Annotated in this window: 10 protein-coding genes; 3 read left to right on the forward strand and 7 right to left on the reverse strand. The window is 42.7% G+C overall.

The annotated features are described in order from the left end of the window. Nucleotides 1-35 precede the first annotated feature (35 nt). The 5 genes from OCU87_RS20570 to OCU87_RS20590 all read right to left on the reverse strand — a co-directional run bounded on the left by OCU87_RS20570 (nt 36) and on the right by OCU87_RS20590 (nt 5,645). Entirely contained in the window at nt 36-1,241 is a 1,206-nt protein-coding gene (locus OCU87_RS20570; protein ID WP_189337877.1) for an NnrS family protein, read from the reverse strand. A gap of 170 nt (nt 1,242-1,411) precedes the next feature. Further along, a complete protein-coding gene (locus OCU87_RS20575; protein ID WP_083541015.1) occupies nt 1,412-2,290 on the reverse strand; it encodes a DUF2861 family protein in 879 nt (292 codons plus the stop codon). Further along, entirely contained in the window at nt 2,291-2,956 is a 666-nt protein-coding gene (locus OCU87_RS20580) for a response regulator transcription factor (RefSeq protein ID WP_062691894.1), read from the reverse strand. It abuts the gene before it with no gap. Then, the gene (gene vxrA / locus OCU87_RS20585) at nt 2,931-4,370 is read right to left on the reverse strand and encodes a sensor histidine kinase VxrA (protein WP_062691892.1); all 1,440 of its coding nucleotides are present in this window, start codon (nt 4,368-4,370) and stop codon (nt 2,931-2,933) included. The genes OCU87_RS20580 and vxrA overlap by 26 nt, the downstream gene beginning before the upstream one ends. 96 nt (nt 4,371-4,466) lie before the next feature. Next, nucleotides 4,467-5,645 (reverse strand): helix-turn-helix transcriptional regulator, encoded by a 1,179-nt coding sequence (locus OCU87_RS20590; RefSeq protein ID WP_261859262.1) that lies wholly within the window; start codon nt 5,643-5,645, stop codon nt 4,467-4,469. Nucleotides 5,646-5,887: 242 nt separating this feature from the next. On the opposite strand from OCU87_RS20590, the gene OCU87_RS20595 reads away from it, so the two are divergent. Continuing rightward, complete coding sequence (locus tag OCU87_RS20595; RefSeq protein WP_261859263.1) at nt 5,888-7,948, forward strand: TonB-dependent siderophore receptor; 2,061 nt, start codon at nt 5,888-5,890, stop codon at nt 7,946-7,948. 99 nt (nt 7,949-8,047) lie between these two features. On the opposite strand, the gene OCU87_RS20600 is transcribed toward OCU87_RS20595, so the two are convergent. Next, the gene (locus OCU87_RS20600) at nt 8,048-9,385 is read right to left on the reverse strand and encodes a DEAD/DEAH box helicase (RefSeq protein ID WP_062691888.1); all 1,338 of its coding nucleotides are present in this window, start codon (nt 9,383-9,385) and stop codon (nt 8,048-8,050) included. Between the two features lie 286 nt (nt 9,386-9,671). On the opposite strand from OCU87_RS20600, the gene OCU87_RS20605 reads away from it, so the two are divergent. Continuing rightward, nucleotides 9,672-10,283 carry a DUF2238 domain-containing protein gene (locus tag OCU87_RS20605; protein ID WP_261859264.1) on the forward strand — a complete coding sequence of 204 codons (612 nt, stop codon included), beginning with the start codon at nt 9,672-9,674 and terminating at the stop codon, nt 10,281-10,283. A 107-nt stretch (nt 10,284-10,390) separates the two neighbouring features. On the opposite strand, the gene OCU87_RS20610 is transcribed toward OCU87_RS20605, so the two are convergent. Then, nucleotides 10,391-11,329, reverse strand: coding sequence for a diguanylate cyclase domain-containing protein (locus OCU87_RS20610; RefSeq protein ID WP_261859341.1), 939 nt, complete (start codon nt 11,327-11,329; stop codon nt 10,391-10,393). Nucleotides 11,330-11,603: 274 nt separating this feature from the next. On the opposite strand from OCU87_RS20610, the gene OCU87_RS20615 reads away from it, so the two are divergent. After that, the gene (locus tag OCU87_RS20615) at nt 11,604-12,056 is read left to right on the forward strand and encodes a DUF3069 domain-containing protein (RefSeq protein WP_062691884.1); all 453 of its coding nucleotides are present in this window, start codon (nt 11,604-11,606) and stop codon (nt 12,054-12,056) included. Nucleotides 12,057-12,176: the final 120 nt, after the last annotated feature.

A 12,176-nucleotide genomic window follows, 5' to 3' on the forward strand; every position in this document is an offset into this window, starting at 1 on the left:
TAGCCTATTGGCGATGGTGTCACTCCTCTCGTTTTTTAACCTGGACGACCATCTAAGCGAGGTTTGGTTAAAATAGGGAAATAAACAATAGTGAATATGCCAAATGCTAATGTCCACAACACAGCGGAAAGAACATAGCCATTAATAACCATCGCTGGGAACAGCATGATCAACAGCGTACGAGTAAGTACACAAGCAACCATGAGTACAAATGCGATAACCACGATACGACCAACTTTCAAGTTACGTCCTGTATGACCAAGTGATACACGTGCCATCATGGCTAAAATCATACCGCCCATACCACCAACAGTGATGAAGTGTAACGCCGTGCTATAACCTACAGAGCCACCAGCAAAATGAACGCCAAGTAATAACATTCCCACTATCATTGCGGCATAAGCAAAGTGTAATGACCACAATAGCGGAACCTTACACGTGCTGAATGAACGCCAGCGAGCAAAACGCACGAGGTTGGTTAATCCAGTGACTAAAAATAGCGCAGGTAATGAAAAGCGATTAATCGCCTCGGGTACTGGCAATAATACATTTAACAACAATAACCAACTTGGGATGAGTGCAAGCCATTCAATTTTATCAAGACGTGTAATTTGTGCCGTATCAGTACCACGCCATGTGAAAAATGGAATAACACGACCACCAACCACAAGTACAATGACAGAAACCACGGTAACCAATGCCAGTGTTAGTTGGTGTTGATCAAATTGCGCTAACGACAAGACGTTAAGGTGCATCGCTGCATTAATTAAAGTCAGCAGTATAAGAAGCGGTGTAAAAAATAGATTATTCCACTGGCGACGAATAATAATTGGCTTAGCAAGGAAGTAAGCTGCCAATGGGATCCAGCTGAGATCAATGATCATCCAAATGATATGTGGCTGTCCCAATAACAGTCCAACTCTAGCCGCGAGCCACAGAACAAAGATAGCGGCGAGTTTACCGCCACGTACACCAGGGTTCCCCGTCCAGTTTTGCACAGCAGTAAGTAGAAAGCCGATGATCACGGCCCCAGTAAAACCAATGAGCATTTCATGGCTATGCCACCATAGAGGATTACCATACATCAGCTGATTATTGGTTAATAAACCAGACCAAAATAAAGCCCACACTAGCATCGCAATAACAGAGAAGGCGCTAGCGGCTAAAAAGAAAGGGCGAAATGCAAGACGGAACAGCGGCATGATTTTCTGTTCTTTCTCGTTATCAAGGATTTGCATCATGGTGATTACTCAACTTTAAAGATGCATTAATAATACACCTTTAAAGTTATAAGTAAAATACATCTTTATGAGTAAACATAGTGGATTTAAGCAAACACAGTTAGCACAAGGTGCACTTTGAGGGGCATTTAGGTTTAGGGGTTTACTCTTCTGTCACTATTATCCTGTCACTATTCTTCTGTGACTGTTGTTGCCTGAGCATCAACAGGTCTTGTAATACGCTGAGTATCCAGAATAGAAATATCACCTTGCCATCGGCTTTCAATCAACCCGACACTTAGCCAATAACGGCCATCGGGAACATCAATTTCAGGTAATGTCGTGGGTAAACGGCCATCTAGCTCTTCAGTCCAAATCGGCGTCCAACTTAAATCATTAAGATCGTACAAGTTAATCGACAAGACTGGCGATGGGCATGCTTGATTTGGTAATTGCGATTTTTCTATGTGCCAGTTTTTACTGTCTTTCCAGCCTATTTTTTGTTTAATGGACGGTGACGTTAATATGATCCACGAACTCCAACTTTCCTTCTCTTCGTTGGTAATGGTGATTTTATACAAACCCGCGGCAACGGGTAGCTCAAGTCGCTGAGTCTCTACCGAGAAGTGACCACTTTCGTCATTTATTGGTGAACTTGAAATCAATGCATTATCAGGCCAAAGCGTAAACGTGACATCGCTGATAGGCACGTTTGTTTCGCCAGTAATAGATAGCTTCAGCATCACTTGATTCAAATTTTGAATAACTTCACGGCGGATTGACAGATTCGCTAGCCATTTAGGCAAAACACCCTGTGATAAGCTGCGGCCGCAATCTTCCGTGATAGCCAACGTCAACAAATTATCCAGATTGATGCGTTGTTCCTCTTTCGGGATTTGCTGCCATGCTTGGATCATCGACTCAAAACTTTCAGATGTCTTTCCTTCCAGCAAACGCTGATGGGCTGAGGTATACAAATCTTGCCCTAGGAACCATTGCGCGAAAACACTCGGTGTATAAAACACCGAGTGAAGCATCAAAAAGCAAGCTGAAAGTCGCAGCAGCTTCATTTAGTCTGCCGCTTTCATTCTGTAACCCACACCACGCAAGGTTTCTATTTCAATACCAACCAATTTTTGGCGAAGTTGAAGAATATGCGTATCTACAGTACGGGTTGTTGGGTAATGGTTGTATCCCCATACCTGATCCAACAATTCATCACGGGTAAACACACGCCCTGCATGCTTAGCCAAGAAAACAAGCAACTCAAATTCAGTTCTTGTTAGCGTTATGCTTTCTTCATTATGGGTAACAGTACGGCTATCTAAATCAATTGAAATATCACCCACTTTGATAATATTAGCCGCAGACACGGTTTTATCACCATTACGCAGATGCACTCGAATACGCGCTAACAATTCTTCTTCAGCAAACGGTTTGGTAAGGTAGTCTTTAGCACCTGAATCCAAGCCCATAACTTTATCGGTTACCGACACCATTGCTGTTAGCAAAATAACAGGCACTTGTTTGATTGCTAGCCAACCATCAAGATAGGTTAACGAGTCGCCTTCTGGGAGCTGTCTATCTAGTACAACTAAATCCGCTTTATCCCATAAATCCGCGACCTTAGTGGCACAATCGGCATATAAACACTCGTAGCCTGCTTCTTTTAATCCTTCGAGCAAACCATCAGCAAGGTTGTGGTCATCTTCAACCAGTAGCAGAGTTTGATTCACACGGTATCTCCAAAATAAATGTGGTAGGCGGGCCAATGAGTTTCATGCGTCCGCCCATTCTACGTATCATCGATTCAACAATTGTAAGGCCAAGCCCTAAACCTTTTTCGCTCACAAAGGGCTTGCGTAATCGGGACCAGTCTTTAGCCCCCAACTGACCTTTATCTTCAACTGTAACGATCAGTTTTCCATCCTTGAACGATGACGTTAATGTAATTGGCGTAATGCCATATTTTTGTGCATTCGATAATAGATTATCGATACACGTGCCAAGCCAATAGACGTTGAGTGACACAGCCCTATCTTCCGGCAGTACCAAATTGACGTCATACGGCTCAGCTAAATACTCAATCCACTCGTTAAACGAGTCGACAGGTGCAACACTGAGTTGCTGTTGATTCGCCTGCAAGTAGTCTTTACTGGCTTCCGCTAATTGACGTAAGCGGCGCGAATCTTCGGTTAATCTCCTGAACTCATCATAGAGTGATTCAGGCAAAGCATCAAAATGACGGCGAAAACCTTCAACCGTCATCGCTAAACTCGCAATGGGTGTTCGTAATTCATGCGTCAGTATTTGTAATACCAACATGCGTTCTTGCATGGCTCTACGGCGAATTCTCAAGCGATATACGCCCCAACCCACCAGCAAAGCAATATTCGCAGCCGCTAATCCCACCAATAAGTAAAAGGTAACTTGCGAGCGGTCTTCATCCTGCCAACAAATATTACCCGTTTTTGCTAAACAAAAATCAGTATTGTCTAAACGTTTAAACAATAACTGATACCGTTCTAGCACTATCGACCATGTTGGCTGACCATAAATATGGTATTCATTGCCATTACGGACCCACAGCTCACCGTTAGAAACAAAGACTTCTGCACCCGCAATAAACACATCAATCTCTTCACTATCCATACGCTGTAATCGCCCAAGCTCACTATTTGTGGGTGCTAATGGCTTTTCTTGTATATGAAGAAAGCGTGACAGTGCTTCGGATTTATCCGGGTGATGCTTTATATACCGGTATGCATAACTACCACCACCTGGATGAATATAGCCTGAACGAATAAACCAACCCGCTGGTAATTTGGTGTTATTGCAGATAGCACGCGTGTAAACGACAGGTTGTGTCACCAACGGACTAACAGGCCATGGTCCCTTACAGCTTTGTGACCCAGCATAAAGTCGAGTCATTGATTTAAGAGGATATTTAGCCGTTTGCGGTAGTAAATTTGAAGGCTTTAACAATGCATGTGGGTATAAACTTTGTAATTGACGAAAATCGTACGTTGCTAAAGGCTCGCTCTGCAATAAATCAGAACGAACAGCATCTAAACGTTCAGGTAAACTCTGCACTGAAGCAGTACAAGCCGCTGAAAAGAATAGTGAAAGAAGCAAAGCAGTTTTTTTCATGCGATTAGTTTATCACTCAACACATTACCAATGTCAGAAAAATGTCATCGATAACAATAAGTAAAGCGTATTATTGAGATAAATCCTTTGTTTTGTCTAAGAAGTAAGCAATTCACCAGGGGTGACACCGAACTTACGTTTAAACGCAGTAATAAAGTTTGATGGATGATTATAGCCAGCCATATAAGCGGCTTCTCCTATTGTGATTTTTTCTTTACACATGGCTTCTTTCACTTTATCGAGCCGACGATTACGCACGTACTCAAAAACGGTGCACGTGAATGTCTGCTTAAACTTGCGCTGTAATGCACTGACACTCATGGCTGACTGCTTCGCTATGTCTTCTAATTTTAAATCTGTATGTAAGTATGACTCTATATACTCTATGGCACCGCATAGAGCATCGTAATGCTCACTTGATGCATGACAAGGATCTTCAACCGGCTCAACTTCGCGCTTTACTGGCAGCTGAATAACATCGCGGATCATCTCTCCGACAATGGCCGTTGCCCTTGTTTCCACATAAAGGTTGCGCTGCCACTGATCTTCTAAGTCAATGGCTTCCATCATTTCATGGCAATAGTGAAACACTTGAGGCGAAGGCTGCCACTTAACGAATGATAGATGGTGAGCAAAGTGCTGCCAGAACATGCTCTCAGCTTTGCTTTCTCCTGATGCGAGTCGCTCAAACCATTCATGCGGTATAATAATATTCAGTTTACGTACTCGCCCTTTTGATAAGTAGCGCCGAAATGAACAACGCCTTTTAATATCGACAATGACAGCCGTCGGCTCTTTACTCGGTCGATGTACAACGGTACCTGTTAGTGTCTTATTTGAGAGATCGACTTTTGAGATATCTTGTTTTCCACGTAAGTAGAAATCATGGTCATCGTAGCCAAAACGTAACTTGCCACTTAACACAATAATGATATGCAATGCGCTACCTGCCGTTGCTAATACCGTTGTATCCGCAAGTTCGTGAATATCCCCTCCCATGACGGAGATCCCTGACGGGAAACGTTCAGCCAAAAAACGCCCTTCAACTAAGACTTGAGGCTGTGATTTTTGAGCCGTGATGATTTTTTGTATTTTACGTTGTTCAATATTATCAATGTTAACCAAGCCGTTGCTTCGCGATACAAAGGCTCTATCCTCGCTATATTCGGCTTGCGGTTCCGACCTATTCTCTTCAACTTTTGCAGCCATCACGACCCGTCGCGCCATCACAAGTGATGCCCTGTCATTCGAATGGGGTGCATTTTCATTTTTCATTGTTCTTCCTACAAAATCTATAGCGTCGTTATCCGTGAATTTAACCAGCAAAAATCATCAGTGACTTATTTAGCTTGCTATTGCCCGTTTAGACATAAAGTAAGCCGCTGATTCTTTGCCATAACGCGATGACGATTTTGCATTACGTTAATCGCTTCATTCTGCTTTTATTGCAACATATCATCATTCGCGAATAAATATCATTTAGATCATTGTGTTTTAAGCGATCGTTAGGGATTAACATGCCAAGCAATAAAAATAACAACCAGAACCCAAACCACTCTTGTGAACCGTTTCGCCAATCAATACGTTTATCGACCCTCAGCTTTTCAATTGCTGCAGCACTGGTATGTCAGCCCGTTGTCGCCGAGGTAACACAAACGGACACTTCTCATATGGAGGAAGTCATCGTATGGGGTGCGAAAGTGTCAAGCTCTTCCGAGTTTTTAGGTGATGAAGACATCTCCGTAAAACAAGCCGATCACCTTTCAGATTTGCTGCGGGATATTCCAGGTGTCGATGTAGGTGGAACCCATTCGGTCAACCAACGTATTAATATTCGTGGCTTTAACGAAACCGATTTAGATATCCGTCTTGATGGTGCATCTCAGTACGCCAACATGTTTCACCACATTGGTAACCTCACACTGAACCCAGACATCATTAAGGCCGTAGACATTCAGGTTGGTGCGAATTCGGTGATTAGTGGTGGTCTTGGTGGCGCAGTTCACTTTGAAACCAAGAATGCGAAAGACTTACTTCGTCCAGGCGAAAAATATGGTGCACGTGTTTTCGGTGGATACGCCAGCAATGATGCGCAGCAAGGATCTACGACTGTTTACGGGCAATTAACAGATAGCATCGATGCGATGCTTTATGGCTACATGATCAAACGTGGCAACTTTAAAGATGGTGAAGGGAACGAAACGATTGGTGCCGAAGGTAAAGTCAAAAATATGTTGGCTAAACTTGGCTGGGAACCGACAGATAACCAGCGCCTTGAGCTTACCTATGACCGCTACCGTGACAAAGGTGATTACAGCCCTCGTCCCGATATGTCAGGAGGTGCTAATAATGCACTGTCTAAAACAACCTTGATCCCCACTCAGTATGATCGCGACACCGTTACGCTCAACCATCAATACGATCACAGTGAACATTTTGGCATTAAAACCAGCTTGTACAGAAATACAATTGATCTTGAGCGTGACGAATCTGCAATCCCTGGTCGCTGGCCGGGTAACCGCCGCTCAGTCAATAGTGCTATTAACACCAATACAGGTGCCCGTGTTACAGCAACGACCGATATGGCATTAGGATCAATTCGAAACGGCTTTACTTACGGCGTTGACTATAATCAGCAAGAGAGCAAAAGCCAGTACGGCTCTGCGGATGAACTAAAAGAAAAAGGCACAACAAGTGCCATTTTTGTACAAGATAAAATCCAGATCACTGATGCGTTCTCAGTAACACCTGGGATTCGTTACGATCACTTTAAACGTGATGCATTCACCAGCAATCAATCTTTTAGCGACATAACGTGGGCGTTAGCGGCAGACTATACACTGAATGATAACGTCACCTTCTTTGCCAGTACACGTTCATTGTTTAAAGCACCGCAATTATTAGAGTCCTTTATTAAATATCAGGAAGTGGCTTACCTTGCAGAAGACATCAAAGCGCAGACGGGGCTAAACACCCAAGGGGGCGTAAAGCTAAACTACGACATAGGCATGCACAGTTTCGCCTCCAATATCACGATATTCAAAACCGACTTAAAAGATCACCTGCAAACAAGCTATAACGGCCCTAAACGACAATACGATATTCATAACAATGGTGATGCCGAAATCAAAGGGTTTGAAGCCAGCTTCTTCTACGGTTATGACGCGTTTAGTTCTAAATTATCTTATGCAAAATCTGATAATGAAAATACCACCAACAATACACCGATTCTCGACGGTAATAAGCGCAGCACGGACATGGGTGACAGTATCAACCTAAGCCTTGATTACACTGTATATGACCTCGACCTATACCTAGGCTGGCGTTCTCAGTTTGTATTGGAAGAGGATAAAGTAATGGCGGGGACTGCACCAAAAGCCGCTTATAACGTCCATAACCTGTTCGCGCAATGGGCGCCGCATCAAGTTGATGGTTTAGTGATGACCTTTGGTATCGACAACGTATTCGATTCACAGTACGCATCGCACGCTTCTCGCACGGGCTCTGCACGTTCTATCGACTTAACGGATAATGAACCAGGTAGAAGTGTAAAAGTCTCGGCGGCTTACCAATTCTAGATTGATAACACATAAATTTAGCTATAAAAAAACCAGCCAACAGGCTGGTTTTTCTTTATTCAACTCTCAAGTATTGATCCTAAGAAAGCATCGTACTTGTTAATCTTCAGAGCTTGGGTTTGCAGGCTTACGCTTTTTAGGCATAAACACATTGTCACCCACAGCCACGTTATCGTAAAAGCGCTTATCGACTTTTTTCTTCGCTTTAGGTGCTGTTGATTTTTTCGCAGCTTCTGGCTTGTTTGTTGTTTTTTTCTTAACAAACTTCTTCTTAGGAGCTGGTTTAAGCCCCTTAAACTTACCTTCTAGACCTTCCATTGTTGTGAATGAAATATCTTGCTGTAAGTAAGCCTCTACATTCTTGAAGCTGCGCCAGTCTTTAGGGCCAACTAAAGAAATTGCATCACCTTTGTTCCCAGCGCGGCCTGTACGGCCTACACGGTGAACGTATTCCTCAGCGTGTTTCGGCATATCGAAGTTAATCACGTGAGAAACATTATCGATATCAAGACCACGCGAAGCCACATCTGTCGTCACAAGGATCTTATGACATACACGCTCAAACTGGCTCATGATGCTGTTACGTTGTGTTTGGTTCAAGTCACCGCTAAGTGCGACAGCTTTCAGTTGACGCTCGTTAAGCTCTTTTGTTAAGCGCTCTGTATCAACACGTGTCGCGGTGAAAATAATAACTTGCTTGTAATCTTCCGTTTCTAGGATTTTATCCAGTAGTGCTTGTTTATGATCTAGGTGATCACACAGCATGAAACGTTGAGTAATATCTTTGTGTTCTTCTGCTGAACTACCAACAGCAAGCTGCTTTGGTGCATCTAGCATGTCTGTTGCGATATCCAACACATCGTTATGGTCAAGTGTTGCTGAGAACATCAATGTTTGACGACGACGGTGGTTAGCGGCATTGTGAATGCTGCGTAAATGCGCTTCAAAGCCAAGATCAAGCATACGGTCAGCTTCATCAAGGATCAGCATTTCTAGACCATCAAGGTAAGTACTTTTATGCTCTAGGTGATCAGCTAAACGACCAGGTGTTGCCACAACAAACATTGGGTCATCACGCAGTGCTTTTACTTGATCGTTAAAGTTTTCGCCACCAACAATCAAAGTACCATCATACGGAGTACCCGCATTTAGTGTACGTAGTTGAGCAAATACTTGCTTAGCTAGCTCACGCGTCGGCGTTAAAATAAGCACTCGAGGGTCACGACGAGTAAAAGGCTTACTACGGTACATACGCTGCATTGCAGGCAATAAGAATGCGAGAGTTTTACCAGAGCCTGTTTTTGATGAGGCCAACAAATCCTTACCAAGCATGGCAATTGGAATAGCTTGTTGTTGAATTTCAGTCGCTTGATCAAACCCTAGGTCGTTGATTTTCTTTAACAGTCGTTGGTCTAATCCAAGATCTTTAAAATGCAAAATGATGCTCCGGTAAAAACGCCTACAGCGTTATAGATGTACAAATTTATTAATTACTCACCCATTGTGACAACGGTCACGCTAGAGTGAAAAATGTTAGCAACGGATTATAACACAAATTGTTAGGCGATAATCTAGTGTAAAGTTTAGAAAAGTAAGTTATTTCCCTCAATTACAGCCCATAACAATCGATACAGCAATCTAAAACAATGAGAGATAGGACATTCCTTAACAAGCACATTTTTGCCATAGTTAGCAATATCTTATAGGTATAGGGAATTACACAATGAAGTTTTTGCCGTCAAGCCTTCCCCATTACTTAGCCGTAATTTTCAGTATTCTGTTTATTGTGCTCGGGATAAATCCCGTTTTTCGTGAAGTTTGGGTGGCAGAGGTTGTTCCAGTTGTATTCATCTTTTTATTTCTGGTTGTTACCTATTCTAGGTTTCAGTTTAGCAATACCGCATACATTCTGATGTTTTGCTGGCTTATTGGTCACACTGTGGGCGCACACTATACGTTCGCACATGTTCCTTTCGATTGGTTTAATAACCTATTGGGCACAGAGCGCAACATGTTTGATCGTGTCGCACACTTCTCGGTTGGCTTTTACGCTTTTCCTATCGCGGAATGGCTCGTAAGGCGTGGCGAATGTAAGCCGAAACTCGCCGCTTTTTTCGCCTTGTTTGCGATTATGGCGATTGCGGCAGGCTATGAGATCATCGAATGGTGGTATGCGATCATCGCTGGAGGAGATGCAGGGATCGAGTTTTTAGGGTCTCAGGGTGATATCTGGGATGCGCAAAAAGATATGCTGGCTGATACCTTAGGCGCCGTGTTTAGTTTGGTACTGTTCTTTAAATTAAAACCCTTCTCAGATCCCAAGGTTATACGCTAATACAATTGCGATAAAACCATATAAAGAAGAAGCCAGATGTCTCAGCATCTGGCTTCTTTCATTGAATCTCTTGTTATCCGCACCGCAAAAATCGATAACATTAGCGATTAAGTAAACTCAGCAGCCACAAAACGATTTCGTCCTTGCTCTTTGGCCTTATATAACACCTTATCAACGATCTGGTACATGTTCTCAGGCGTTTCTAACCCTGTAGGTACCCAAGCGACCATTCCTTGGCTGACGGTGATGATATTAGAAGTGGTAGATTTAGAATGCGGGATCTCAAGTCTTTTGATACATTGCTTTAAACGTTCACACTCTTTAACGGCTTGGGTTTTATCACAGTTACTGATCAAAACAACAAACTCTTCACCACCGTAACGCGCAGCAAGTTCACCAGCTCGGCTAAAGGTAGATTTAAGCTCCCCCGCCACCAGCTGTAAACAACGGTCACCTTCTAAGTGGCCATAGTAATCATTAAAGGGTTTAAAGTGATCAACGTCGATCATAATGATCGTTAAAGAAAAGTTGTTACGACCATGCATCGAAATAAATTCAGCCAACTTTTGATCTAAGTAACGCCTATTCGCAAGCTTTGTTAAACCATCTTCATTCACTTGTTGTGAAAGTAATCCGTTAGCCTGCTCTAATTTAACTGACGCTTCTTTCAATTTATGTCGCATATGCGCAATACGCTGCATCGCTTTTAATTTTGAGGCCAGCACAATTTTATTAACGGGTTTAACGAGGTAATCGTCACCACCCATATCAATAGCTTTTGCGATCATTTCAGGCTCGTCATGCCCACTTAAGAAGATAATAGGTACCCACTCTTCATGCTGCTGACGTAACTCTTTTGCAACATCAACGCCGCTCATATCTGGCATGCTAATGTCGAGTAACACAAGATCAGGATCAAATAACGGGTATTTCTCGATGGCTTCATGCCCAGAGCCTACAGCTTCAACAACATGACCAAGACGCTGTAATCGCATTGCCAGTTGCATCCGCTCTAAATGAACATCATCAACTAATAAAACACGCATTGCTTCCATGAAAGCATCCTATTGATATAAATCGATTTGTATATTTATATTTATAGCACATATATGTACGTATCTTCAGTTATGTCCCTACATCGTCTATTTTCTGCACTTCAGCGTGACCTAGATTGCAGTTTTACACTCAAAGAAGTGCGACTCTTCGCCGCTTTAGCCATCATATGATGTGAATAGCCAATAAAATAAACATCTTATTGACTTTTGTCAGAGGGGCTTTAGGATTCTCCTCCTTATTTATACTAAGCTGTAGGAACTCTCTATGTCTGAGATCGAGAAAAAAGACGAGCAAATCGTTGAAGAAACAAAACTATCATTGGATGACTGTTCACCAGAACTTCGTCAAGTAGCGGCGTTTGAGGAAGTTCCTGAAGAGCTAATCGAAATGCTTGTTAGCGTTTATAACGTATCAGAAGCATCATCTCGCGCATCGTGGAACACACTACCAGGTAGTGCACAAAACGTTCTTGATAACTTCGAACAATTCCACGCACTTGTTGCACTTAGCCAAACATACTCTGGTGTTGATTTCCTTGGTGAATTCCAAGATACCAAACTGCCAGAAGAAATGAGCGCTGAAGAGCAAGAAGATTACAAAGCAGTACTATTAGACAAAGTACTAACAAACTGCGTGAAGGATTTGACTAAGCAGCTTAAGCAAGCACGTCGTAATCCACCAATGAAGCGTGAATTCCAGGAAATTTTCAAAAAATAATCCTGCGATACCAATTTGATTGAGTCATTGATCTATGGGTATTATTTAAAGGGAAGGAAACTTCCCTTTATGTTCACTATCCTGTAACTTCATCTTTAACGCGTCAAAATGACGACAAAC

It is taken from the genome of Photobacterium sanguinicancri, assembly GCF_024346675.1.
In the GTDB taxonomy this organism is placed as follows: domain Bacteria; phylum Pseudomonadota; class Gammaproteobacteria; order Enterobacterales; family Vibrionaceae; genus Photobacterium; species Photobacterium sanguinicancri.

Bases quoted from the DNA above. Each gene is read 5' to 3' on its own strand.
- OCU87_RS20570 (WP_189337877.1), bottom strand. From the start codon at position 1,241: ATGATGCAAATCCTTGATAACGAGAAAGAACAGAAAATCATGCCGCTG.
- OCU87_RS20575 (WP_083541015.1), bottom strand. From the start codon at position 2,290: ATGAAGCTGCTGCGACTTTCAGCTTGCTTTTTGATGCTTCACTCGGTG.
- vxrA (WP_062691892.1), bottom strand. From the start codon at position 4,370: ATGAAAAAAACTGCTTTGCTTCTTTCACTATTCTTTTCAGCGGCTTGT.
- OCU87_RS20590 (WP_261859262.1), bottom strand. From the start codon at position 5,645: ATGAAAAATGAAAATGCACCCCATTCGAATGACAGGGCATCACTTGTG.
- OCU87_RS20595 (WP_261859263.1), top strand. From the start codon at position 5,888: ATGCCAAGCAATAAAAATAACAACCAGAACCCAAACCACTCTTGTGAA.
- OCU87_RS20605 (WP_261859264.1), top strand. From the start codon at position 9,672: ATGAAGTTTTTGCCGTCAAGCCTTCCCCATTACTTAGCCGTAATTTTC.
- OCU87_RS20610 (WP_261859341.1), bottom strand. From the start codon at position 11,329: ATGCGTGTTTTATTAGTTGATGATGTTCATTTAGAGCGGATGCAACTG.
- OCU87_RS20615 (WP_062691884.1), top strand. From the start codon at position 11,604: ATGTCTGAGATCGAGAAAAAAGACGAGCAAATCGTTGAAGAAACAAAA.